22 protein-coding genes and 1 pseudogene are annotated in these 24,720 nt (G+C 47.0%); 7 read left to right on the top strand and 16 right to left on the bottom strand.

Features of this window, described 5'->3' with window-relative positions; all coding sequences use genetic code 11:
* Window positions 1–4: 4 nt before the first annotated feature.
* The 14 genes and pseudogenes from AC0WRU_RS13480 to AC0WRU_RS13545 form a co-directional block, all read right to left on the bottom strand.
* The gene (locus AC0WRU_RS13480) at window positions 5–550 is read right to left on the bottom strand and encodes a glutathione peroxidase (RefSeq protein WP_476125067.1); all 546 of its coding nucleotides are present in this window, start codon (window positions 548–550) and stop codon (window positions 5–7) included.
* Between the two features lie 161 nt (window positions 551–711).
* Window positions 712–984 carry a hypothetical protein gene (locus tag AC0WRU_RS13485; RefSeq protein ID WP_025683282.1) on the bottom strand — a complete coding sequence of 91 codons (273 nt, stop codon included), beginning with the start codon at window positions 982–984 and terminating at the stop codon, window positions 712–714.
* Between the two features lie 57 nt (window positions 985–1,041).
* Entirely contained in the window at window positions 1,042–1,716 is a 675-nt protein-coding gene (gene nth, locus AC0WRU_RS13490; protein ID WP_025683283.1) for an endonuclease III, read from the bottom strand.
* Between the two features lie 211 nt (window positions 1,717–1,927).
* Window positions 1,928–2,578, bottom strand: coding sequence for a GerMN domain-containing protein (locus AC0WRU_RS13495; protein ID WP_476125070.1), 651 nt, complete (start codon window positions 2,576–2,578; stop codon window positions 1,928–1,930).
* A 48-nt stretch (window positions 2,579–2,626) separates the two neighbouring features.
* Window positions 2,627–4,126: an N-acetylmuramoyl-L-alanine amidase gene (locus AC0WRU_RS13500; protein ID WP_476125072.1), complete on the bottom strand. Its 1,500-nt coding sequence runs from the start codon at window positions 4,124–4,126 to the stop codon at window positions 2,627–2,629.
* A gap of 314 nt (window positions 4,127–4,440) precedes the next feature.
* Window positions 4,441–6,018, bottom strand: coding sequence for an N-acetylmuramoyl-L-alanine amidase (locus AC0WRU_RS13505; protein WP_476125074.1), 1,578 nt, complete (start codon window positions 6,016–6,018; stop codon window positions 4,441–4,443).
* 224 nt (window positions 6,019–6,242) lie between these two features.
* Window positions 6,243–6,845, bottom strand: coding sequence for a 3-isopropylmalate dehydratase small subunit (gene leuD / locus AC0WRU_RS13510; protein WP_025683287.1), 603 nt, complete (start codon window positions 6,843–6,845; stop codon window positions 6,243–6,245).
* Window positions 6,846–6,866: 21 nt separating this feature from the next.
* On the bottom strand, window positions 6,867–8,291 hold the full coding sequence (gene leuC, locus AC0WRU_RS13515) for a 3-isopropylmalate dehydratase large subunit (protein ID WP_476128645.1): 1,425 nt from the start codon (window positions 8,289–8,291) through the stop codon (window positions 6,867–6,869).
* A gap of 491 nt (window positions 8,292–8,782) precedes the next feature.
* The gene (locus AC0WRU_RS13520) at window positions 8,783–9,166 is read right to left on the bottom strand and encodes a hypothetical protein (RefSeq protein ID WP_476125076.1); all 384 of its coding nucleotides are present in this window, start codon (window positions 9,164–9,166) and stop codon (window positions 8,783–8,785) included.
* A 161-nt stretch (window positions 9,167–9,327) separates the two neighbouring features.
* Window positions 9,328–9,714, bottom strand: coding sequence for a hypothetical protein (locus AC0WRU_RS13525; protein ID WP_476125078.1), 387 nt, complete (start codon window positions 9,712–9,714; stop codon window positions 9,328–9,330).
* Window positions 9,715–9,728: 14 nt separating this feature from the next.
* On the bottom strand, window positions 9,729–10,667 hold the full coding sequence (locus AC0WRU_RS13530) for a hypothetical protein (protein ID WP_476125080.1): 939 nt from the start codon (window positions 10,665–10,667) through the stop codon (window positions 9,729–9,731).
* 362 nt (window positions 10,668–11,029) lie between these two features.
* A pseudogene (locus AC0WRU_RS13535) lies at window positions 11,030–11,365 on the bottom strand (YolD-like family protein).
* A 155-nt stretch (window positions 11,366–11,520) separates the two neighbouring features.
* Window positions 11,521–11,934: a DUF1259 domain-containing protein gene (locus tag AC0WRU_RS13540; protein WP_476125082.1), complete on the bottom strand. Its 414-nt coding sequence runs from the start codon at window positions 11,932–11,934 to the stop codon at window positions 11,521–11,523.
* Window positions 11,935–12,557: 623 nt separating this feature from the next.
* On the bottom strand, window positions 12,558–12,965 hold the full coding sequence (locus AC0WRU_RS13545) for a YmaF family protein (RefSeq protein WP_476125083.1): 408 nt from the start codon (window positions 12,963–12,965) through the stop codon (window positions 12,558–12,560).
* A gap of 369 nt (window positions 12,966–13,334) precedes the next feature.
* Between AC0WRU_RS13545 and AC0WRU_RS13550 the strand changes: the two genes are divergently transcribed.
* The 7 genes from AC0WRU_RS13550 (at window position 13,335) to hydF (ending at window position 21,706) form a co-directional block, all read left to right on the top strand.
* Complete coding sequence (locus AC0WRU_RS13550) at window positions 13,335–13,817, top strand: DUF2294 domain-containing protein (protein WP_262384588.1); 483 nt, start codon at window positions 13,335–13,337, stop codon at window positions 13,815–13,817.
* Window positions 13,818–13,945: 128 nt separating this feature from the next.
* Window positions 13,946–16,108 carry a formate dehydrogenase subunit alpha gene (fdhF, locus tag AC0WRU_RS13555; protein ID WP_476125085.1) on the top strand — a complete coding sequence of 721 codons (2,163 nt, stop codon included), beginning with the start codon at window positions 13,946–13,948 and terminating at the stop codon, window positions 16,106–16,108.
* Window positions 16,105–16,755: a 4Fe-4S dicluster domain-containing protein gene (locus AC0WRU_RS13560; RefSeq protein WP_476125087.1), complete on the top strand. Its 651-nt coding sequence runs from the start codon at window positions 16,105–16,107 to the stop codon at window positions 16,753–16,755. The genes fdhF and AC0WRU_RS13560 overlap by 4 nt, the downstream gene beginning before the upstream one ends.
* A 33-nt stretch (window positions 16,756–16,788) precedes the next feature.
* Window positions 16,789–18,294 (top strand): [FeFe] hydrogenase, group A, encoded by a 1,506-nt coding sequence (locus tag AC0WRU_RS13565; RefSeq protein WP_476125089.1) that lies wholly within the window; start codon window positions 16,789–16,791, stop codon window positions 18,292–18,294.
* Window positions 18,295–18,425: 131 nt separating this feature from the next.
* A complete protein-coding gene (locus AC0WRU_RS13570; RefSeq protein ID WP_476125091.1) occupies window positions 18,426–19,016 on the top strand; it encodes a 4Fe-4S dicluster domain-containing protein in 591 nt (196 codons plus the stop codon).
* A gap of 1 nt (window position 19,017) precedes the next feature.
* Window positions 19,018–20,466 carry an aspartate ammonia-lyase gene (locus AC0WRU_RS13575; RefSeq protein WP_476125093.1) on the top strand — a complete coding sequence of 483 codons (1,449 nt, stop codon included), beginning with the start codon at window positions 19,018–19,020 and terminating at the stop codon, window positions 20,464–20,466.
* On the top strand, window positions 20,453–21,706 hold the full coding sequence (gene hydF / locus AC0WRU_RS13580) for a [FeFe] hydrogenase H-cluster maturation GTPase HydF (protein WP_476125095.1): 1,254 nt from the start codon (window positions 20,453–20,455) through the stop codon (window positions 21,704–21,706). The genes AC0WRU_RS13575 and hydF overlap by 14 nt, the downstream gene beginning before the upstream one ends.
* A gap of 112 nt (window positions 21,707–21,818) precedes the next feature.
* On the opposite strand, the gene hydG is transcribed toward hydF, so the two are convergent.
* Window positions 21,819–23,231 carry a [FeFe] hydrogenase H-cluster radical SAM maturase HydG gene (gene hydG / locus AC0WRU_RS13585; RefSeq protein ID WP_476125097.1) on the bottom strand — a complete coding sequence of 471 codons (1,413 nt, stop codon included), beginning with the start codon at window positions 23,229–23,231 and terminating at the stop codon, window positions 21,819–21,821.
* A gap of 65 nt (window positions 23,232–23,296) precedes the next feature.
* A complete protein-coding gene (gene hydE, locus AC0WRU_RS13590) occupies window positions 23,297–24,340 on the bottom strand; it encodes a [FeFe] hydrogenase H-cluster radical SAM maturase HydE (protein ID WP_476128646.1) in 1,044 nt (347 codons plus the stop codon).
* Window positions 24,341–24,720: the final 380 nt, after the last annotated feature.

Raw genomic sequence — 24,720 nt, forward strand, 5'->3', positions numbered from 1 at the left:
GTCATTATAATAAAGCTTCAATATCCTCTTCCATATCCAGAGGATCAGTCGTCGCTTCAAAGCGTTTGACCACTTTCCCGTTCCGATCAATCAGGAATTTCGTAAAATTCCATTTGATCGAATCTCCCGCCAAGTATTCAGGATGACGCTCGTGAATTAAAGGAATAAGTATTTTGGCAACCGAATGCGTTTCATCAAAGCCCTCAAAGGGCAACGACGAAGCAAGATATGTAAACAACGGGTGAGCCTGCTTATCACGTACATCCACCTTTTGGAACATCGGGAATGCGACCCCATAATTCAAGGTACAAAATGTATGCACGCTGTCATTGGAATCTGGCTCCTGATCGGCAAACTGATTGCACGGAAAGCCGAGAATTACCAAACCTCTATCCTTATAGTGATCATACAGACGCTGCAAATCCTGATATTGGAATGTAAACCCGCATTGGCTGGCCGTATTTACAATCAACACGACTTTATCTCTAAAATCACTAAGGGCGATTTCCTTGCCGTTCATTGCAACGGCTGAGTAATCATAAATGCTCATTAAGAATAACTCCTCAGAAGATGTAATTGAACATTTCATATTGAGATATGTGGAATCGTCCATGATAGACTTCAAGGACTGTGCACGCCATGCGCCCTCAGGCTGGTTAGACCAGCCGAGCCGCCTACGGCGGAACATGCAAGCATGCCCGCTAATTGAACTTAATTGGTTGCCGCCTCAAGCACTGGCAGCAAAATTTCAAAGACTTGACCATGCTGCAAAATCGTAATTCCGCGGGATTTGTCCTTCATTACGACTACTTCCGGCTTCTGAGACATACGCTCCAGATAATGCTCGGGTACATCACCAGAATGGCTAACCGTAATTCCTTCAAGCTCGCGTTCTTCATTTTCAGCAAACTCCGATGTTACGATTTGCTCAAAAATATCGGAAAAAGCCTCAAAATTGTCTGTATATACCGAAATGCATTTCATACTCTTCATCCTTTTCTACACTTAAATGGTTAAACCCTCGTAATCTCTGTCGGGTCTTTAAGCTCTACGTTCCTTATCTTTCCTGATCCGGGACGTTTTCATACGTTTCTTGCCTTCCCTGCATACATCGAGCAACGGACATACCTGACATTGAGGATTTTGCGCTTTGCAGTGATAGCGACCGAAAAAAATGATTCTGTGATGGGTCAAGGACCATTCGTCCCTAGGCACCCTTTTCATCAGCTTTTTTTCCACCTCTAGCACTGAATCGTCCCATCCCGCAAAGCCGAGTCGTTTGGAAACACGCTCTACATGCGTATCTACCGCAATGGCAGGTACATTAAAAGCGGTGGACACAACGACATTAGCCGTCTTGCGCCCAACACCGGGAAGCTTGACCAACTCATCATGCTCAGACGGTATTTCTCCCCCGTACTGGTCTATCAATATACGGCACAGGTTATGAATATGCTTAGCCTTGTTCCGGTACAAGCCGATTCTGCGGATATCCTGCTCCAGCTCTTCTATGGGAACAGCCAAATAATCCTCGGGTGTCTTGTATTTTTGAAACAGGTCTGCCGTTACTTTATTCACCATCTGATCGGAGCATTGAGCGGACAATAACACAGCAATCGTTAATTCAAAAGCATTATCATGGTTCAGCTCACAATGGGCATCCGGAAACATTGTACCGATGGTGTCCAATATATGACGTGCGGTTGCTGCATTCACGGAATCCTACCTCCTACCAAAAAAAACGTCTTGATACGGGATAGCCCGCATCAAGACGGTCACTCTAAATAATCATCCGGAAAGAAACGAATACTATTTGTGCATGACTGCCTGCATAGGCGAGAAATACACTCCTATATTATCATTAACTGTCACAGATTGCACGTAAAAAGTGTGTAATTCCCAAGAAATTTTCATACAGTCTGATCTGTTAACGGTTCATCGGATGCTCCAGGTCTACATGTCCCATTAAGGATTCCAGGGATTGACCATCTACGAGCAAATCCAGCGTTTTGACTTCCTTGAACTGGAACATCGTTTTCTTCAAAGCGTCGATAGCCAATTCCTCGCCGCCCGCACCCAGACGGGCCTCGTCCGGCAGGGAAATATCAAACGTCAAAGCTCCATTGTCCAATTTGATCTTGTGCACGGAAATTTTGTCGGACCATAACGGTATCAAAGCAGAATCCCCACTTTTTTGCAGAGCTTCAAACGTCTTTTGGAATTTTTCCAGCTCGCTTGGGTAGGTAATTTCCTTTTTCTGTTCCTTCAAGCCTGTCTCTTGTGTATCGGTGTAGTACACCGTAATCTGCTGAGATTGGCGGTCTCCTGTTTTTTCCGTATTCGTCTTGGTGCTTGCAGGCTCGGTTGACGAGGATGCAGGTGTCTGACTCGCTCCGTTATTTTCAGCAGTCTGAGTCGATGCATCAGGGGCCGTTTGTTCTGGCGTGCTATTTTGCGCCGCAGACGTTTTCGTTTCCTGAGTTGGAGCCGCAGGAGCGTCTGTCTGCTTGGAAGCGCAGCCTGCACCTGCAATAGCAAACAGTGCCAGCAGACCTGCGATTACGATTTTCTTGTTCATACTATGTCCCCCTCCTTGCTTGACGTTGGCAAGCGATTTGTTGAAGATTTATTTTACACCAAGATACTCTGTGATGCCGTCTGCAATCCCTTGAGCTACCCGGTTTTGGAAATCTTCATCAAACAGTGTGGCTTCCTCTTTCGCATTACTGAGATATCCTACCTCAAGCAAAACAGCAGGCATCGTCGTTTCCCGAATGACATGGAAATTGCCATAACGAATGCCCCGGTCTGTCAAACCTGTCGCTGGAGCAAAGTACTTATGCATGACGTTGGCGAACGCTTTGCTTGCACTACGCTGGTAATACGTCTCTGTACCGTTGGAAGCCGTGCTGCCGCTGCTGTTGGCATGAATGGACACGAATACGTTGGCATTGAGATTTTCAGCCACTTTTACGCGCTGTTTAAGCTCCAAAAACGTATCATCGCTGCGTGTCAACACAACCTCAAGTTTAGGGTTCTGCTTCAAAATGCTTTCTACTTTCAGAGCCATAGCCAAGTTGAAGGTCTTTTCGTAATTTTTTCTCGAAATCCCAACGGCTCCGGAATCCTTCGCTCCATGACCGGCATCAATAACAACGACTTTCTTGCCATTGCTGTTAACTGGTGAGTTCTGTGTATCATCCGGCTGTGAGCCATCTGGTAAAGTAGAATCAGGTGTTGTATTAACTGAATCCTTCGATGCCAGATCGACGATTACACGATTCGAGCCGTCATTGTATGCGGTGTAATTCATGGCATGCTTCAGATCAATCACAACGCGAACCGTTGAAGGTTCCTTTTGGAATAAAGCATAGCGGATACCGGATACATCCGCTTCATCCTGAATATCCAGTGAACCATTCAAGTTGCTGTCCAGTTTTTGCTGATCCCCAAAGCTGTCAGCAAACGCAGTAGCCGGTAAATCCACAACCACCCGATCAGGGGTTGTCATTGTAAATGCTTTTGGCTTCACTGCACCCGTCGTTGTAATGGTTAAGCGGTTTTGACTGAAACTGATTCCCTGTATCTGCATTACACCTGAACTGGCATTATTCGTTGGTACAGTTACACTTCCAGTATCTGTGCTGCTATTCCCGGATTTAGGAGGAGTAAATTCCCCGTTTCCCGACCCGCTAATGCGGGTATATAATTTTACGGACTTGGAGCTACTGTCCCATTTTACGTCCAGTCCCATTTGCTCGCCGATAAAGCGAAGCGGTACAAGGGCATAATTGGAACGCAGCAGAGGCGAAGCATCCAGACTAATGTCGCTTCCATTGACAGTCGCCGTCTTGCTTCCGATTATCATTCGGATCGAGGTACTGTCCTTCTCAATCGTTATGGTTCGCGCCTGCTGCTTCCATGTCACGTCATAACCTAAATTTTCAGAAATTACGCGTAGCGGAACCATTGTATTTCCACTAATTACTTGTGCCTTAGCACCGCTCGGGACACTTAACTGTTGATCGTCGAGATAGATTTGTGTTCCACTCGAAGCCGCATGTCCATAACCCGGAACCGCCCACATGAAGACAAATAATAACAACAAAAAACCAAATTTCTTCATTCGTCACCCTTCCATTCATAATTTTTTTGCCACATGCTCCGGTGCGGCGACCTGATATACGCGCTTATGTAATATCAGACAACCTTTTAGACGTTATTCCACACCAAAAGTTGCGAATATATTCCATCATAACAGAAATATACGTGCCAAAGAACTATTTTTGTCGAATTTTGACTAAAAATATAGTTCATTCGTTTTGCGGCTAAAGTCATTGATCGGATTACAAAAAAAAGCTGCTTTCTCCCTAAACATAGCTAGGGATGAAAAGCAGCTTTTTGGTGAGTTTTATACGATCTAATTTAAAATTCTCAAAATTATGGGTTGATAGAATCACTCGTGTCATTGCCAATCGCAGTACCGAGATATTCCTTTAAACCATCAACAATCCCTTCCGCAATCCTTTCCTGTGTTTCTTCCGAGAACATGGCCGCTTCATCAGACAGATTACTAAGGTAGCCGCATTCCAGCAGCACGGCTGGCATTTGGGCTTTTCTTGTCACGATATGCTTCGCCACCTTAATCCCGTTATCCTTAAATCCGGTAGCTGCTACAAGATGCTTATGCATCGTTGTTGCCAGTCCCAGACTTTCCTGACGTGCATAGTAGGTTTCAGAACCGTTGGCTTTTCCTTTATTGGAGGCTAGCATACTGTTTCCATGGATCGAAACAAACACGCTTGCCTGCTGTTCGTTTGCAAGCTGGGGGCGTTCATCCAGCGTAGGATACGTATCTCCATCGCGGGTCATGACTACCTGAATGTCAGGATCATTTTGCAAAAGCTGCTTGACCTTTAACCCTACAGCCAGTGTAAACTCCTTCTCGTGTCTTCCAGTGATACTTTCTGCTCCAGGGTCCTTGCCACCATGCCCTGGATCAATGACGACAATTTTCCGTCCGCCGCTATTGGTTGGCGTCACAGCCTGATCAACATTGCGTTCACGCAACTGAAGTGTGATTTCACCTGTGCTGTTAGTTGAAAGCTCGTAATCACGTACCTGGTTTAAAGCAATTACAATACGGACGCCGCCCTTTTGTCCATCGGCGGGGGCAAACCTGACTTCCTGCACATCCCTGCTGTCAATATTCGTCAGCACTCGTAATCCATCGCTACGAACCGGAAACTGCTGAGAAAGCTCCGACGTCAGCGCCGCTTCTGCCATATCTACAATTATGCGGTCAGGTCCCGTCATCTTGGTCACTTTGGGCGTTACATCTCTGTTCAATGAAATCTGTAATGCTTCATCTTGAAAGGTAATGTTTTGCACCAGTAGCGTATTTGCTTTTAGCTGTTCTGTATCCTGCTGCTTGGATGATGCGAGTACATCCTGTGAAAGCTTGTCTGATCCAGTGAGATTGGTAATTGTCGTCGTTGACGTAGACGATTTTGGTGTGCTTGTGTTTTTCACCTGCGTTGGTGACGATTTTTGGGATTGAGGCTGTTTTTCTGTCTGCTGGGCTGTCACTTTCTGACTGAGATTTACGGATTTATTTTTATTATTCCAATCCACCTTCAGCCCCATTTGCTCCCCGACAAAACGCAGTGGAACCATGGTGGAGTTACCACGCAGTACAGGAGGTGCATCCAAATTAACCGTTTTTCCATTTACGTCAGCCGACGTACGACCCACATACATGGACATATCTGTGCTATTTTTTTGGATTGAGATTTTATAGGCTTGCGGCTCCCATTTAAATTGGTATCCAAGCTGTTCACCAACGACTCGCAGCGGAACCATCACTTTTCCATTGACCATTTCAGGCTTGGCATCTGCGGGCGCCTCTATCCTCTTTCCATCTAAAAACAAATCTGCTCCAGCCGCATTCACATGAGAGGCGGACGGCCACGCTCCAATTAGAATAGCCACCAGTATCAACCAACCATATTTCTTCATCCTCATTCCCCTAACTTTGATATGTATTTTTTGTGCTACTGCATAGCCATAGTCCTTCAACCATTTTACATTTACCATACCATGCTGAGTCGAACCGTCAACCCCTTATTTACCAATTTATCTTATGACATGACAAAAGCCCGCAGGCAAAAGAGTTGCCAATACGGGCTTTCTGTCCAACAAGCCAGTTCATTTTAATGCTACAAACTCATACAGAGCTGGAATTATGCGCCTTGCTTCGCAGCACGCTTCTGTTCATAAGCCAGAATTTCCGACTCATGCTGGAGCGTCAGGCCAATGTCATCCAGACCTTGCAGCAAAAATTGACGGCGATGCTCATCCAGATCAAAATCAATATGCAGACCATAATCGTCGGTAACTGTTTTTGCGTCCAGGTCTACGTTCAATTGGTAGTTATCATTCTTTGCCGTGCGCTGGAACAAATCCTCTACCTGCTCCTCAGACAGCTTGATCGGCAAAATACCATTTTTAAAACAGTTATTATAGAAGATATCCGCATAAGACGGTGCGATTACGCAACGGAATCCGTAATCCATGATCGCCCACGGCGCATGCTCACGTGAGGAGCCACAGCCAAAGTTGGCACGGGAGATCAGAACAGATGCCCCTGCATAGCGAGGCTTGTTCGGTTCAAATTCAGGATTTATATTTCCCGCTTCATCAAAGCGCCACTCGTAAAACAGAAACTGTCCAAACCCTGTGCGCTCGATTCGTTTCAAAAACTGCTTGGGGATAATAGCATCTGTATCTACGTTCACCCGATCCACCGGTGCTACAATCCCTTTTAAAGTTGTGAATGCTTCCATTGTAAATTCCTCCTCCGTATCCTATTGGACTACTGCTTCCTGCTTGAACTTCCAGTCACGTACATCGACAAAATGTCCATGAATCGCCGCAGCGGCCGCCATCGCAGGAGATACGAGGTGAGTCCGTCCTCCGCGTCCCTGACGTCCTTCAAAGTTACGGTTGGAGGTCGACGCACAGCGCTGTCCCGGTTGAAGCACGTCCGGATTCATTGCAAGACACATACTGCATCCCGCTTCACGCCACTCAAAGCCTGCATCCTTGAAAATGACGTCCAATCCTTCTTGCTCGGCCTGAATTTTCACACGTCCTGAGCCGGGTACGACGATTGCCGTTACCCTGTCGGATACCTGGTAGCCCTTGGCTACCTCGGCCGCAGCGCGCAAATCTTCAATCCGCCCGTTGGTACACGAGCCAATAAATACATAATCAATAGCAATATCTATGATCGGTGTGCCTGGCTTCAGATCCATATATTCAAGTGCTTTTTCAGCAGCTTTGCGTTCATTCTCTGTTGGCAATTCTGCCGGAATCGGTACAGTAGCGGAAATATTTGTACCCATGCCCGGGCTAGTACCCCAGGTTACTTGCGGAATAAGAGAATCCACATCAAATTCCAGCACAACGTCAAACTCAGCGCCTTCATCTGTTACGAGTTCTTTCCACTCGGCAACCGCCTGCTCGAAAGCAGCTCCTTGCGCTACATGTTCACGTCCACGCAAGTAGTTGAAGGTTGTTTCGTCCGGTGCAATCATACCGGCTCTGGCTCCGCCTTCAATGGACATATTGCACACGGTCATGCGCTCTTCCATGCTCAATTCGCGGATGGATTCCCCTGTATACTCAATAACATAACCGGTAGCGAAATCCGTGCCGTATTTGGCGATGACACCCAAAATCATATCCTTTGCTGTCACACCCGGCTTGCGGCGGCCCACAAAGCGAACTTCCATTGTTTTTGCTTTTGTTTGCTGGAGACATTGCGTTGCCATGACGTGCTCTACTTCGCTGGTTCCGATACCAAAAGCGAGCGCTCCGAACGCGCCATGAGTGGAGGTGTGGCTGTCACCACAAACAATGGTTTTACCCGGATGAGTCAGACCAAGCTCCGGCCCCATAACGTGAACGACACCTTGATCAATCGTATCCAGATCATACAGTGTGACACCGAAATCACGACAATTTTGAGTCAACGTATCAATCTGCTGCTTGGAAATCGGGTCCGTAATATTGTAGCGATCCTTTGTCGGCACGTTATGATCCATTGTCGCAAACGTAAGCTCTGGACGACGCACCTTGCGTCCGCTCAGACGAAGCCCCTCAAACGCCTGTGGCGAGGTTACCTCATGTACCAAGTGAAGGTCAATGTACAAAATACTCGGCTTTCCCTCTTCCTGATAGATGACATGGTTATCCCAAATTTTCTCGAACATGGTCTTTTTGCTCATCATAATTCACCCCTGTGTTTTTCGAACCTAGTGTAGAGAAGGCTGTACGGCTTTCTCTTGGATGTCAACAATATACCACGGGATGTCTGATTGGTCTAAGATATGATATCTATAGAAGTGATAGTCTTGGCCTATAAGGCTGGCTAAAGCAATATGGGCTAAACGTTGGTATATATGGGTTTACTTTTTGCAATGACAATAGACCTGTCTCGTGTCAGCAGACTAAGCCTGACATCAATATATCGGTCTGTATACCCTGTCTGTGCCTGTATCAATCACGAAATCAACCTCTGTGCCATCTTTAAAACGTAATCGCTCAAAATTATGAAGTCGACAAAATTTATCAGGTAAATCTTTAATATCAAGAGTCAGCATTTTTGCTTGTATATACTTTTGATATAGTTCTTCATACTCAACTAAACCGCATGTTAACTTAAGCCTTTGTGAACAAGTTAAAGCTCCCTTGCTACCACATTTGCTTATGATAGCTTCTATTTTTCCATTAATTTATTAAATATCTCTCTATCTTTGGAAGTAAAGTCGGAAATCCGTTTCTTTTGCTCGTACGTGTTGGTACTTGAATCCAATTTAATGAAGCTTTTTTCACCAACCACATATACGATATTTTTTTTTATCTTATATGACACAATATTATCAACAGTATTTTCCGTTGGATCAGCAAGATGATTATAAAGTATTAAAGGGTCGTCCGGCCCCCCTCTAAAAATTTGAAAAGTCCCGTCACCAAAATATTCTACGGTATCTTTGCCTGATGGGTATTTATATATCGTATTATCCCCAGAATTCACCAGGAAAATTAGAGTAGTAGTTGTAACTAGTATAGCAATCAAGATAATGATGTATCTACACTTCATCTGCGATTTATTCCTCACTTCCAAGCTTTTCTTGTATCAGTTACTGTTACATGAGACGTATACTCATTTAGTGTTCCCCATGATTCCATTAAATTTGTTAGGTTTGCTTTGCATCGAACAAGTTAAAGCTCCCTTGCTACCACATTTGCTTATGATAGCTTCTATTTTTCCACTAATTTATTAAATATCTCTCTATCTTTGGAAGTAAAGTCGGAAATCCGTTTCTTTTGCTCGTACGTGTTGGTACTTGAATCCAATTTAATGAAGCTATTTTCACCAACCACATGTACAATATTTTTTTCTATTTTATAAGACAGAACGTTATCAATCACTGAATTCGGAGCTTCAATTTGATGAGTGTATAGTATTGGAGGCTCACCCGATCCTCCTCCCCTGTAAATCTGAAAAGTCCCATCTCCAAAAAACTCTAACGTATCTTTGCCATAAGGGTACTTGTGTATCGTATCGTCTCCAGAATTCGCTAGGAAAATTAAAGTTGTAGTTAAAACTAGTAGAGAGATTAAGATAAAGATGTATCTACGCTTCATCTGCAACTCACACCTCACTTCCAAGCTTTTCTTGTATCAGTTACTGTAACATAAGATGTATACTCATTGAGCGTTCCCCATGATTCCATTAAATTTGTTAGATTGGCCGCAGCCCAACCGAGTTTATTGTCCCCAGTAAACATTTGTTTAAAATTATACTCGAAATTATATATATCATAATATATTGTAGTAATTTTCCATTGCCCGTTTACATATGTTCCATCTATTTTGTACTTCATTTTGTGAAAAGCATTATACAAATCTCTGTCACTTTCAATTGCAATAGACCCATAACTTGAAAAACTTTTAACTTTCTTGTCGTTAGCTTTTTGTACTGCTTTATCAATTACATACATATTATGTTCTTTAGATTTTTTAATTTGCTGCGCCTCATACGACCACTCGTTAAAGTGTAAATGTCCTGGTTTGTAATCAAGTGAATGTTGAAGTAAATTGGCTGTGATGTCCCCGTACTTCTTTCGAGCTATAGGAACAGCTACCAATGTAAATGCTTTACGATCAGGATAATGTATTACAGTATCTGTCGAATCTTTTACCTTCTCTACGCCTCGCACCCAAGTCTTTTCTAGTTCTACCATAGGATTTTCAAACGGAAAAGTATTATTTCCTGCATACGCTAACATATTCTTACTATATGCACCTTCCAGTACTTTTTGCGAGACATCAGACTGATCCTTTTCTCTTGTTTCCTTAGGTTCTAACTGAGGACTGTATTGAATTTTTCCCAATTGATCTTCTTTTTGTTTTAAAACAAGTTCAAACTCAAGGATCTCTTTGCTGGTATCAATCTGTTCTTGATACTTATCTACATAAGCGTGTGTAAACGTAATATCTCGGATTGTGTTTTCATTTCTAACGATTTGGATATTACATTTGCGATAGTAATCCTTACTATCAGGTTTATATTCTGTGTTTGCCCATGTATACACCATGTTGGAATTATCCGCATTGACTATAACTGGAGGAAGCGAATGAAGCGGAATTTTGCTTCGAATATGTAGCGAATGAGCCAAGTTTAGAGACTTAGCGAAAGGTTTATGGAACTATTATTCTTATAAGTAAAGCCAGTGATCTCACCTTTTACAAACTCGATTGGCTCACCACCGGATTTACGTTCTATTCTTAATGAAATGCTCATTGAAGTAATCTCCTCTGTTAATTTAATCTAGCTCTATAGGAAAAATTTATGAAAAAACAAATTTCCAAATATTAATATATACGAAAAATATTAAATAGTAAACATATTTTCAACTTGATAAAGGACGTAAGAAAGCTCCGGTTACCTGGGGACCTTTTATGTACTTGCAGATATAATATCCTCCAGCTTAATCCAGCTATAATCATCTTCGCCGCGAGACAGCTTCACTTCGCGTCTAGCAGTGTTGATTATCGTTACAATACCACGCAGCTTCTCATCATCAAACGGGTTAAAAACGACCAGCGTGACAGGCTGGCGCAAGTTGCAGGAGTCAATTAGCGCTCTCTCAATCAAGCACGTTTCCTGCTCGTCCAGTTCTGGCTTGACTCGATGCTACTGCTCTTTCATTAGACGCAAATAACCCTTTTTATGCTCTGGAATGATAATCCTTGAACTTTCCCATATTCCGTTACCCTCAAGTTTCTTTCCCATCACGTTTGCCTCCTAGTGTATTATGTACAGATTATAAAACGAACACATGTTCTGTACAATCATTTCGAGGGAGTTTAACGATATAAGCGAACTGAAGCCAAATATATAGAAAGACAAGAGAGAAGCGGCCGAATTCCCCTCTTCTCTTGCGGTAATTAAAGAATACCCACTTTTTTAGCCGCCTCAGTACTGTTTCGTGCAAACGTGGCAGGGTCCCCTACTTTTTCCCAGTGAATATATTTGAAGCACACATTCTGGAATAACCAGTGGTTGTGAATAGCAGTAACAATGATCCCATGTTTGCGGAGCTGCGATACAAAAGGATTAATCTCACTCTCCAGGATTACTGTTTCTCCCAAATTTAAAGTTCTCCCTTTGCTGTCTTTGGATTCAAAAGAAAGCAAGAATGGTATGGTCAAAGGTGATTTACTTCGGCGTCCCAAAATTCTTAAATTGAGGTTATTCCGCAGACGCTGCACCACACATACCCCATTCACCACCATACCAGTGCCTCCGACGATTTTGGCCAAACGGTCACATAAACTTTTCTTGATCATTTTCATAATCATCCCCTTTCCTCTCCCATAATATGTCCGCAGAGGAGCTTTGAAAGGGCGAATGCCATATGAAATTAAAAAAATTAGTTAACTAGCCGATCTAGGAAAAACTATTATGACAGGAATCCACCAAGTATACGCCAAAAGAGAAGCGAATATAGTGGCTATCGCCAAATAGCTTATGAAGCTCATTGAGTTCAACTTATCAAAAACATGACACATAATGTTCATACCGCACTAACTGTATGACAAAGGTAATTGAAATATTTTTTTAGAATAAGTGATAGTCTTAACCTATAAGCACGCTTGGAATGTTATGAGGAGGGGGTGAGGTTGGTAACGATGTCTCATCTTTGGCATCCGCCTGCTTCAGACTGAATTATTGCAGCGTATCGGTAGAGAGTGATAAGAAAGGACAAGCTTTAGCAGCTCATCCATTTGGATTCATTTTATTTGTTTTTAGCGTAAAGCCGATTATAAGTAACCCGCGTATCAGGTATTCATAAAACAACTCGTCATTTCGTTCTCCTTCGATAGATTGCTGAACAAGTTGAGTCACCATGTCCATGTTACCGTTACTATAATTCGTTTCTCTTAATAACATAAAGTTTGGATCATACAATTGGATGAATTTTTCAAATGGATTGCTGCCGGTATCCTTCCTCATCTCCAGTATTTCCACCGTACCTATGGGCGTGAGGGATTCTACCGTTTACCGTTGTATACCCTTCAAAATGGTGGTAATGCCCACCACCTGCCAATTGAATTGCTGGTCCTGTTGTTCCTCTAATGATGTGCTTATGTTGCTCGTTAAATGATGTTTCTGCATAATAATGATGAACATGCGGAACGCCACTTGGAACCGGCTCTGTTACTCCAGCGTAATGGTGGTAGTGCCCAACATCAAATGAAGTATTCCCTTTAAAAGGATGTACGTGAACATTAACTGGTCTTCCGTCCCACGAAGTAATGAAAAGCTTGTGCGAATGGTTGGAGTTGGAATCACCGGAATGTACAACAAAACCTGTTATTGGTATTTCCATCAGTAGCCACCTCTCTTTATCAACTGCTACATGCTATGAAAGAGGTAGTGTAGATGTTCAATTTTTCTCGTACGAAAACACCAACAAAAAGTCAGTGCATGATTTCTTTCTCATTTACCTTAGTACCCGATAAGATTGATCAAATATATCAAGAATAAAAAGGAAACGCTCAGCCTGGTGAAGTAAGCTTATTAGAGTTGATATACTTTATAAACTATAAGGACTGAGAATGACCTACTATAACAGTGAGGTTCCACTAAATTCCCAGCACACCTACCTCCAATCTAAACTATGTAAAATTCTGGCTCAGTGTAATGAATTTCACATCTTTCCGGGTCAACCTGTTTTACCATAGAAGGGTGATACGCCGTGCTAGGCAGACCATCTTGGGCGGGACGGGTGCGTTCTGCCGCAAATCAGCTACACAGGCTGTCTGGCATGTGCGGCAAGCACGCTTTTATTTTGATTCGAAGCGGAGTTGTCCAGATGTTGAATACCGAATGGGAATACCGTGAGCGCATCAGAAAGCTGGCCGTCTGTATTGTCAAGCATTACCGGGGAAAAGGACCGGACAACGTCAAGGTCTCACTGGAGTCGCCGCTCCGGATTACGGTAGAAATTCGAGGCACCTTGTCCAACCTGTCTGAAATTCTCGTTCATGAAGGGGCCGAGGACAAGGTCAGGGAATATTGGAGCGTTCTTCGTCCTTATCTGGAAAAGGAGTTTATGAGCGAAGCGGAAAAAACACTCGGCAGTCCCTTCACTTACACCTGGGAGGTCTGCCCCTCCGTCCATGGAGACGGACATATTATCATTACTCTTGAACTACAACACATACACCGGTTGGATTAGCGGGAAGGAGTTTGTCTCCTCGCTCGCGGATAAGCCAGTACAGGATGCAGCGTAAAGCGGCATTTTTGTATTGGCTTTTTTTATGTTACGAGTTTCATCTATTTCATATAAAAAGAGGTGCTGCACACATGGCAGACAAGGTATTAACCGTATGTCCCTACTGTGGAAGCGGTTGTCAGCTTCATTTGCTGGTGGACGAGGGGCAGGTAATTGGCGCAGAGCCGGCTGGTGGTCGTACAAACGAAGGAACACTGTGTCTGAAAGGACACTATGGATGGGATTTTCTGAATGACCCGCAAATTCTGACTGCACGCTTGCGTAAGCCCCTGATTCGCAAAAATGGAGTCATGGAGGAAGTGGAGTGGGAGGAAGCCATTCAATATACTGCCGAACGGCTGTCAGCAATTAAGGAAAAATACGGACCTGACTCCATTATGGGAACGGGCTCTGCACGCGGTCCGGGAAACGAAGCGAATTATGTCATGCAAAAGTTCATGCGGGCGGTCATTGGCACGAACAATATTGACCATTGCGCTCGTGTATGCCATGGCCCTTCTGTGGCTGGTTTGACATACTCACTCGGGGATGGGGCCATGTCGAACTCTATTCCTGAAATTGAACATTCGGATCTCCTTTTCGTGTTTGGATATAATGCACCCGAAACACATCCGATCGTCGCAAGACGCATTGTAGCTGCTAAACAAAGAGGTGCCAAAATTATTGTATGCGACCCGCGCATGACTGAAACTGGACGCATTTCAGATATGTGGCTACCTCTAAAAGGCGGTTCGAACATGGCTTTGGTGAATGCTTTTGGTCATGTGCTTGTACATGAGGGACTGTACGACAAACGATATGTGGAAGCAAATACAGAAGGCTTTGCCGAATACGTAGAAAGCATTAAAAAATATACGCCCGAATATGCAGAAGGCATTACGGGGGTCAAGGCGGCTGACATTCGAGCAGCTATAAGGGAATATGCAAAGGCCCCTACCGCTACAATTCTGTATGGAATGGGTGTATGTCAATTTTCACAGGCCGTTGACGTGGTAAAGGGACTCGCTTCTCTTGCACTGTTGACCGGAAATCTGGGCAAGCCGAATGTGGGGATTGGGCCTGTGCGGGGGCAAAACAATGTCCAGGGCTCCTGCGACATGGGCGCATTGCCAAATGTATATCCTGGTTATCAGGATGTAACGGATAGCGCGGTTCGCAAAAAGTTTGAAAAAGCATACGGTGTTGAGCTGCCGCGTAAAAAAGGATATCCCCTTACAGAGGTGCCACACCTCATCCTGAAGGAGAACAAACTGAAAGCTTATTATATTTTCGGCGAGGACCCTGTACAAAGTGATCCGAATGCCGCCGAGTTACGTGAAGCGCTAGACCAATTGGAATTTGTCGTGGTGCAGGATATTTTCATGAATAAAACGGCGCTGCACGCCGATGTCATCCTCCCTTCTACCTCCTGGGGCGAGCATGATGGTGTGTATTCCTCGGCAGACCGCGGCTTTCAGCGCATTCGCAAAGCGGTCGAGCCGCAAGGTGACGTAAAGCCGGACTGGGCCATTATTAGCGAGGTTGCTACCGCAATGGGCTACCCTATGTCCTATGCAAACACAGAGGAAATTTGGGATGAAATGCGAAGCCTTTGCCCGTTATTCGCCGGTGCAAGCTACCAAAAAATGGAGGAACAAGGCGGCGTACAGTGGCCCTGCCCTACAGAGGATCACCCAGGTACACCGTATTTGTACAAAGGGAATCAATTTACTACACCTAGTGGCAAAGGCCGACTATTCGCCTGCGAATGGCGTCCACCGCAAGAACAGCCGGATGAGAAATTCCCGCTTGTCTTATCTACGGTTCGTGAGGTAGGCCATTACTCCGTGCGTACCATGACTGGCAATTGCCGTGCGCTACGCCAATTGTCTGATGAGCCTGGCTTTATTCAGATTAGCCCGGAAGACGGAGCAGATCTGAACATTCTGGATGGCGAAATTGTCGCCATATCCTCCCGGCGGGGACGCATTATGGCACGGGCACAAATCACTGACCGTGTGCTACAAGGTGCGACCTACATGACCTATCACTGGTGGGTTGGAGCATGTAACGAGCTGACCGCCGATTTTCTTGATCCGGTGTCCAAAACACCGGAATTAAAATACTGCGCCATCCGGCTGGAACGGATCGTCGACCAAGCGCAGGCCGAACGTGATGTACATGAATCGTACCAACGGATTCGTAAACAGATGAACGTCCAGGAAGCCGTTTTAGCCGATAAGGTGACGAGATGAGCGGCACGCGGAACATACTGCACAGTTCGGCAAATACCCGGTCAGCTTTGACGAGTAGAATGGGAGCAGCCAGTAGAACAAACGCTGTCGCTTCTTCCTTTGTGGTCGCAGATGCCGGACACTGCATCGGCTGCAAAGCGTGCGAGCTGGCCTGCTTCGCCGTCCACGGACAGAGTAACAACGTGGGCGCTTCTATTGGTACTGTCAACGTGCCGGTAGTGCCCAAGGTGTATGTGGTGCGTAGCGGAAGCACATATGTGCCAATTCAATGCCGGCATTGTGAAAATGCGCCCTGCGCACATGCCTGTCCGGTTCAGGCCATTCGACAGGAGAACGGTGTGGTCATGATTGATGAGGAGCTGTGCATCGGCTGTACCTCTTGTGTATTGGCCTGTCCCTTCGGGGCCATTGAGGTATCTACCGTTTACCGGGAAGGACGAGTCATGACGCAGCCCGGCTTGACCGACCGTGCCGCTCACAAGGCTCTCCCCCGGACCGCAGCAGGCAAATGCGACCTGTGCGCAGACACAAACGGAGGACAGCCTGCCTGTATAGAAGCCTGTCCAAACGATGTACTACGGCTGGCTATAGTCGAGTCCGATCCGCTTCCCGAGCGTCGGCGGGAAGTCTTCTTCCCTCGCCTGTAAGGCCAAAATCAGCCGCAGAAAGGTAGAAATAAGATGTCCATAACAACTAACAATGCCTCTTCGGCTCCTTGTATGGAGACGACAGATTGCACCAAACCCATTATTCATATTGACCCCAGTATGTGTACCGGGTGTAGACGCTGTGCAGGGGTTTGTCCGGTAGATGCCATAGAAGGACAGCCCGGAGAGCCGCAAACCGTGAATGCAGACCGTTGCGTGATCTGTGGCCAGTGTGTACAAATATGCAGCGTATACGCATCCGATTGGGCAGATTCATCTCCACAGGAAGCCGCAAGCAGACGACAGGAGCGTATGCGTGAGCGCGATATGCCTGCTGACATCGGAGAACCGCTATTCGCTGCCTATTATAGCGGTAGCCTGAATAAGGTAACCGACATGATGACGAAACCGGGACAGTTTCGGATCGTCCAATGTGCTCCAGCCATTCGCGTTTCAATCGCGGAGGAATTTGGTATGCCATTTGGCACGCTCACACCAGGTAAAATGGCCGCAGCTCTGCGACGTCTGGGCTTTGACCGGGTATATGACACCAACTTTGGAGCTGATGTCACCATTATGGAGGAAGGCACCGAGCTGATTCGTCGTGTAACCGAAGGTGGGCCGCTACCGATGTTTACCTCCTGCTGTCCGGCATGGGTTCGGTTTGCCGAAATTGAATATCCCGATCTGTTGGACCATCTATCCAGTTGCAAATCACCTATGCAAATGCTAGGCTCGCTGGTCAAAACCTATGGTGCACAACTGGACGAGGTGGAACCTGCGAACATTTATAGCGTCGCGATCATGCCTTGTACCTGCAAGCAATTCGAATGTGATCGTCCTGAAATGGAATCCGACGGCTACCGTGACGTGGATGAGGTACTGACAACGCGTGAACTGGCATACTGGATCAAGAAAAGCGGCATTGATTTTATGAATCTGCCAGATGAAGAATTCGATTCACCGCTAGGACGTTATTCAGGAGCAGGGTCCATTTTTGGTGTAACCGGAGGCGTTATGGAAGCCGCCATCCGTACAGGCTACGAGCTGCTGACGAATGAAAAGCTACCGAAACTCCAACTGGATTTTGTACGCGGTGAGGAAGGCATTCGAGTTGCTGAGGTTCAGGTGGGCGAGCTACAACTTAAGGTAGCGGTCGTCGCGGGGCTACAACATGCCTACGGGCTGCTGGATCGTGTGCAGGCAGGCGAATGTGATTATCATTTTATTGAGGTGATGGGCTGTCCTGCCGGATGTATTAGCGGTGGCGGTCAACCCAAGCTCATGCTGGAAAAACACCGGATTGAAGCTTACCGTGCACGAAAATCCTCTATTTATGGACATGATGCGGGGCTTCAGGTGCGAAAATCGCATGAAAATCCTCACATTATTAAGCTGTACGATGAATTTTTAGGTGAGCCGCTTGGTCATGTATCGCATCATCTGCTGCACACAACCTTCCAAAAGCGCGGACCAGGCAAGCAAAGCCGTAGCTGTGATGCTCCCGCTAAAGAGAATACAGGTAACTCCATTCATTAGCACGTTAAGTTAAAAGGGTGAACCATGGCGGAATCCTGCCTCTCCATGCTTAATAAGAGGCTACTGAGTCTTGTCCGTGTTCATCCTGTATCCATTGTATTTTGTCGTTAGTTAGAGAGGAGTCGAGTTGTATGAACCGTTTTGTTTTAGCTGATCCCGATCAGTGTATCGGTTGTCGTACCTGTGAAATCGCATGTGTCATCGCACATTCAGCAGGTAACCCTTTTATCTCGCCAGATGACGAATTTCATTTTCACCCACGTCTGAAGGTTATTAAATCCATTGGGGTCACTGCCCCTGTCCAATGCCGTCACTGTGAGGATGCCCCCTGCGCCAACGCTTGTCCGAACGGCTCCATTACGAACGCGGACGGCTGTATTCTCATTAACAGTGAGAGCTGTATCGGTTGTAAAACCTGTATGATCGCCTGCCCTTACGGTGCCATTACCATGGTACCCGAATATCGGGACGGGCGGCCTGTAGTTCAGGATGGACTGTACACCAATGTGTCAGGGCGTTTGCAGCCCAAGGAACGAATGATTGCCAGCAAATGTGATCTGTGTGAAGGCATAGAGGGTGGTCCCGCCTGCATTGGAAAATGCCCAACACGTGCCCTCAAGCTGGTTGAGCCGGATCTGATTCAGGCTCGTGTTGAGGAAAAGCGAGCTGCGAGCGCACGCCAGTTACTGCATATGACGCGCATTCCGGCAACAGGTCTCTGACATGACTGAAGCCCTTCCTCTGCAAAAGGATACGCGGACCGAGCGGGATGCGCTAGGGGAAATGGAGATTCCCGCCAACGCCTATTACGGCATTCATACCGCACGTGCGATGAACAACTTTGCGGTCAGCGGCAGACCCGTGAACCGGAAGCTGATTCACGCTCTCGTGCTGGTAAAAAAGGCAGCCGCTCAAGTGAACTGTGAGCAGAAACGGCTCCCTCCCCACCGGGCAGCTGCAATGATAGACGCCTGCGATGAATTGCTCGCCGGACGGCATCTGGATATGTTCACAGTCGATGCCCTGCAAGGCGGTGCAGGCACCAGCACCAACATGAACGTCAATGAGGTCATTGCTAATTTGGCGATTATGCGGCTTGGTGGAAAACCCGGACAGTACGAGCTAGTACATCCGCTGGATGATGTGAACTGCTGTCAGTCCACGAATGATGTTTATCCGACAGCATTACGAATTGCGGCCATTCGACTGCTTCGTCCTTTATGTGACGCGATGGCTTCGTTACAGGAGTCTTTACAGCACAAAGAAACGGAATATGCCGATCTGCTCAAGCTAGGTCGCACACAGCTAATGGATGCCCTGCCCATGATGGCGGGGCAAGGCTTTGGCGCTTACGCAAAGGCCGTGGCACGTGACCGCTGGCGCCTATACAAAGCCGAGGAACGGCTGCGGGAAATCCCTATTGGCGGTACGGCGATTGGCACAGGCATGAATGCGCCCCGCGCTTACAGCTATCGGATGGTCGAGAAGCTGGCGGACGAGACTGGCTTTGGGCTATCCCGAAGTGACCACCCGATGGACCCGATTCAGAATATGGATGTCTTTGTGGAGGTATCCGGTCTGCTCAAAGCCGCCGCTGTGAACCTGTTCAAAATATCAGGCGATTTTCGCCTGCTGGCCTCCGGTCCTCTCGGCGGTATTGGCGAGTTCACTCTGCCTCCAGTTCAGGCCGGATCATCCATTATGCCCGGCAAGATTAACCCGGTGATGGCTGAGCTGGCCGGGCTAACGGCGTTGCGCGTGATAGCCGAAGATGCAGCGATTACGATGGCGGCTGCCTCCGGGCAGCTAGAGCTGAACGCGTTCCTGCCGCTGATTGCCGAATCGCTGCTGGAATCGCTACATATTCTGGACGGCGCGGTTCGGCTGTTCGAGGAACGATGTGTGCGCGGTCTGATCGTAAGCGAGGAACGCTGTTCAGCTAACCTGCGTAACTCCGCTGTGATGGCTTCTGCGCTGGTCGCGGAGCTTGGCTATGATGAAGCTGCCTCCATCGCTTCAGCAGCCATTGCCCAGGGCCGCGCACCGGAGGATATTGCCGAAGAACGCGGTCTGCTGACACGCTCGCGCATTGAGCAATTGTGTCATCCCTATACAGTAACTAAGCCCGGAATTCCAGGGCAGGAAGAAGGAATTCACTTTGGGAATGAATGATACCCCCCGTAGCAACCGACCGCACATCGCCCTGCTCGGTCGCCGCAACGCTGGCAAATCCAGCATTTTGAACACCCTGACCGGCCAGCCCGCCGCCGTGGTATCTCCCGTAGGAGGAACGACCACGGACCCGGTTTTCAAGCCGATGGAGCTGCTCCCTGCTGGCCCCATTGTTCTGGTGGATACCGCCGGACTGGACGATGAGGGTGAGATCGGAGCGCTGCGCCGCAACAAAACGCTAGAAATATTAAATAGCACGGATCTGGCGCTGCTAATCATCGATGCTACTGTTGGGGTTAGCGCATTTGAACATGGGCTACTCGAAAAGCTGCATGCCAAGAAGATTCCCGTCATTGGTGTATTAAACAAGACGGACATCTTGGTAGAGGCAGAGGAAATGACCGCAACCCTAAAGGCTGAACTGGATTTACCCCTCATTCCTTTCAGTGCCTCTAAGCTATGGGGAGACGCGGAACTGAAAAAGGCCATCATTGATGCCCTTCCCCAAAATGAGGATCGTTTCCGTATCGTTGGTGACCTGCTGTCACCCGGCGATTTTGTCGTGCTGGTCGTTCCGATCGATAAAGCTGCGCCCAAAGGCCGACTGATTCTGCCACAGCAGCAGACGATCCGTGATACGTTGGAGAGCGACGCCATCGCCGTAGTGACCAAAGAGCATGAGCTACGACTAACGCTGGAGCAATTGGGACGCAAGCCTCGCTTGGTCATTACCGATTCACAGGCTTTTATGAAGGTAGCAGCAGACACTCCCAAGGATGTGCCCCTGACTTCCTTTTCCATCCTGTTCGCCCGTCATAAAGGTGACCTTGACGAACTCGTACGAGGTGCAAGAGCCATTGACCGTCTCAAGGATGGTGACCGCGTACTCATTGCTGAAGCCTGCACGCACCAATGTCAGTCTGACGATATCGGTCGTGTGAAAATCCCTCGTTGGCTCCGTCAAACGATAGGTAAACGTCTCATCATCGAGCACGCATCCGGTTCCAGCTTTCCTGCCGATCTGAGCGAATATGCGCTGGTTATTCACTGCGGGGCATGTATGCTCAATCGACGTACCATGCTTCACCGGATGGCAGAAACGGAAGCCGCCGGGGTACCCATAGTGAACTATGGTATTTTCATCGCCTATGTTCAGGGAGTCTTCCCCCGTGCCATCGAATGCTTCCCATCCGCTATGCTGGCATGGGAGCAAGCCGTTGGTGCTGGCAGCCATTCCTGAATGAGATGAATCATTGAAGCAACAAATTCCACCCCATACACGCAAAAGCAGCCGCGCTGACTCTCACGCGGCTGCTTTTTATTTGCCCAATTCCAAAGAGAAGATCGATATTCTAAAAATACAAATCCCGCTCACCCGCTTCCAAGCGTTCCAGCTTATCAAGTGTCAAACGGCGTGCCGACTCATGCGGGATACGCTCCAAATTATCACGCAGGGCTTCAGCTCCCAGCTCACGTGCCTCTTCATCTCCATAATCCAACAGGAACTCCTGAAAAGTCAGCAGCGAATTCGGCTGGCATACATTGTGAATCTGCCCTGATTTAGCAAGCTCCATGAACCGATCTCCGGTTCTTCCTTCGCGATAGCAGGCTGTGCAATAGCTTGGCATATATCCTCCACGACACAGACTTTTAATGATTTCCATCGGCGAACGATGATCCCCGACCTCGAACTGAGGTTTATCTTCCGTATCCTGTTTTGCATATGCCCCTACACCCGTAGCTGAACCTGCACTAATTTGTGACACACCCAGACCAATAACACGGTCTCTGTATTCCGGTTCTTCACGTGTAGACAAAATCATACCTGCATAAGGTACAGCCAGTCGGAGAACGGACACAATTTTCATAAAATCCTCGTCGTCGACCAAATACGGATAGCGCTCCAGATCCACATTTTCAGCTGGACGTAACCGCGGAACCGAAACCGTGTGAGGACCACAGCCAAAGACTTCTTCCAAGTGTTCAGCATGTTTCAGCATCGCCACAGTCTCATAGCGAAAATCGTACAGACCATATAACACACCGATACCCACATCATCTATACCTGCGCTCATGGCCCGATCCATAGCCGTTGCATGCCAATCATAATTACGTTTTGGACCTTGCAAATGGAACTTGCTATAAGTCTCACGATGATATGTTTCCTGAAACAAAATATACGTACCAATTCCTACCTCTGCCAGCTTCCGATAGTCCTCTTCGGTTGTGGAAGCAATATTGACGTTGATTCGGCGTATGCTGCCATTGTCCACTTTAACCTCATAAATCTGACGCAGACAATCGACGATATAATCAATCGGACAATTGAGCGGATCTTCCCCCGCTTCCAGTACGAGGCGCTTATGCCCCAACTCCTGAAGCACTCTGACCTCCTTGACCAGTTCCTCCGGCGTCAAACGGCTGCGGGTAAAGCTGTCATTGGTATGCTTATAGCCGCAATATTCGCAGTTATTGACACAGTGATTACTTACATATAGAGGGGCAAACAGCACAATCCGATTGCCGTAAATCTGCTCTTTCACCGCCCGTGAGGATCTAAACATTTCCTCCAGCAGTTCAGGATCATCCACATGCAAAAGAGCCGCCGCTTCAGTTGCACTCAACCCCCGGCAAGCTCTTCCCTTCTCCAAAATGTCTAAAATACGGTTGCGATCTGTTGCTTCCTGCTTTCCCTGCTCCACCGCTGCCATAATCTCTGCCTCATTAATGAAATCCGCCGACACTTTCTCCCGTACTTCACTCACGTAGATCCATCTCCCTTATTATGGTGAGGATTTCGCAAAATCCTTATGGTTAACTACTGTTTCTTCTATTGACTCATAAGCTGTCGTTGTACCCTCAGACTATCGCCACGCCCCATATCGACTTCAAACCCTGCTCCACGGATACGCAGCTCCAGACAATGTCTGCATTGGGCAGATTCATCGCCCAAACATATTTTATTTTCATAAATGGCATACTTCGGCCTCACCGCGAGTGGTGACAAATTGGGCATAACTACATTCGCTCCTGCCTGAAGCGCCTTCTCCCGGCCTTGGGGATGAATCGTTCCCATCGCCGTGGATGCTGGAATTAGCGCGTCTGGGACGACCAACCGGGACAACGAAACGATATCCAGTGCCTTTTCCATGCTTCCCTGACCGGCATCCCGGAGCGGCGTGTTGCTATGCGGTAAAAACGGACCAATCCCGATCATATCCGGCGATAGACTGTGCAAATAGACCAAATCGTCTGCCAAATCACTGTTCGTTTGTCCGGGCAACCCCACCATACATCCAGCCCCGATCTGAAATCCGATTCGCTGCAACGCGAGCAGTCGACTGCGCCTGCTTTCTATCGTCATCGTCGGATGCAGCTTGGCGTACAAATGCGGTGAAGCTGTCTCATGCCGTAGCAAAAAGCGGTCCGCCCCCGCCTTGTATAGTAGCTCATAGGTTTCATCATCCCGTTCACCAATAGACAATGTAACCGCCACATCGGTAAAACGGCTTTTGATCTCCCGAATCAGCTTCGCCAGCCGTGCTGCCGTGAACCAGTAATCTTCGCCGCTTTGCAGTACAAAGGTCCGATATCCCAGCTCATACCCCTCCGCGCAACAGGCCAAAATTTCTTCCGGTCGCAAACGATAGCGAGCCGCCTGTTTATTCGAGGCACGTAGCCCACAATACATGCAGTCCTGGCGACATATGCTGGAGAACTCAATTAATCCACGTAAAAAAACACCTTTGCCGTAACGCTCCATTTTGATGCGAGCTGCCAATTTTCGTAACTGTGCCCGCACCGTCGGTTCTTCCTCCAGACGTGCCAGCAGCTCCGTCATTTCCGTATGCGTCCATTCCTTGCCGTCAGCCAGACGCAGTAATAATTCGTCCGTGACTCATCCCTTCTTCCCTTGTCCCTCTGGACTCCACGTTGTCAGCAGCTTGTACCGTACATGTATTATTCTAGCAACATCGGTGGGAATAGAACGTGACTAGCTTCACAAAAAATCCCATTTTCTGAATGTCAACTCCAGCATCTGCCGCAAAAAATACATATTTACCGCATTCCAGCAGGTGTCGCACTTCATATTACAATCCATCAAAAAACAAAAAACAAAAAACACTTTCCCTAAATGCAAAAGAATTCTGTAAAATACAGATTTGCACTTAGGAAAAGTGTATGTTTTTGAACATAATAGCAGATAAGTCGCATGACACCGCTCAAAATAATGTTTGTTATATCCTTAGTATA

It is taken from the genome of Paenibacillus sp. 1-8 (genome assembly GCF_056316205.1).

Bases quoted from the DNA above. Each gene is read 5' to 3' on its own strand.
- AC0WRU_RS13480 (WP_476125067.1), bottom strand. From the start codon at position 550: ATGAGCATTTATGATTACTCAGCCGTTGCAATGAACGGCAAGGAAATC.
- AC0WRU_RS13485 (WP_025683282.1), bottom strand. From the start codon at position 984: ATGAAATGCATTTCGGTATATACAGACAATTTTGAGGCTTTTTCCGAT.
- AC0WRU_RS13495 (WP_476125070.1), bottom strand. From the start codon at position 2,578: ATGAACAAGAAAATCGTAATCGCAGGTCTGCTGGCACTGTTTGCTATT.
- AC0WRU_RS13500 (WP_476125072.1), bottom strand. From the start codon at position 4,126: ATGAAGAAATTTGGTTTTTTGTTGTTATTATTTGTCTTCATGTGGGCG.
- AC0WRU_RS13505 (WP_476125074.1), bottom strand. From the start codon at position 6,018: ATGAAGAAATATGGTTGGTTGATACTGGTGGCTATTCTAATTGGAGCG.
- leuD (WP_025683287.1), bottom strand. From the start codon at position 6,845: ATGGAAGCATTCACAACTTTAAAAGGGATTGTAGCACCGGTGGATCGG.
- leuC (WP_476128645.1), bottom strand. From the start codon at position 8,291: ATGAGCAAAAAGACCATGTTCGAGAAAATTTGGGATAACCATGTCATC.
- AC0WRU_RS13520 (WP_476125076.1), bottom strand. From the start codon at position 9,166: ATGAAGTGTAGATACATCATTATCTTGATTGCTATACTAGTTACAACT.
- AC0WRU_RS13525 (WP_476125078.1), bottom strand. From the start codon at position 9,714: ATGAAGCGTAGATACATCTTTATCTTAATCTCTCTACTAGTTTTAACT.
- AC0WRU_RS13530 (WP_476125080.1), bottom strand. From the start codon at position 10,667: ATGGTGTATACATGGGCAAACACAGAATATAAACCTGATAGTAAGGAT.
- AC0WRU_RS13540 (WP_476125082.1), bottom strand. From the start codon at position 11,934: ATGATTATGAAAATGATCAAGAAAAGTTTATGTGACCGTTTGGCCAAA.
- AC0WRU_RS13545 (WP_476125083.1), bottom strand. From the start codon at position 12,965: ATGGAAATACCAATAACAGGTTTTGTTGTACATTCCGGTGATTCCAAC.
- fdhF (WP_476125085.1), top strand. From the start codon at position 13,946: ATGGCAGACAAGGTATTAACCGTATGTCCCTACTGTGGAAGCGGTTGT.
- AC0WRU_RS13560 (WP_476125087.1), top strand. From the start codon at position 16,105: ATGAGCGGCACGCGGAACATACTGCACAGTTCGGCAAATACCCGGTCA.
- AC0WRU_RS13565 (WP_476125089.1), top strand. From the start codon at position 16,789: ATGTCCATAACAACTAACAATGCCTCTTCGGCTCCTTGTATGGAGACG.
- AC0WRU_RS13570 (WP_476125091.1), top strand. From the start codon at position 18,426: ATGAACCGTTTTGTTTTAGCTGATCCCGATCAGTGTATCGGTTGTCGT.
- AC0WRU_RS13575 (WP_476125093.1), top strand. From the start codon at position 19,018: ATGACTGAAGCCCTTCCTCTGCAAAAGGATACGCGGACCGAGCGGGAT.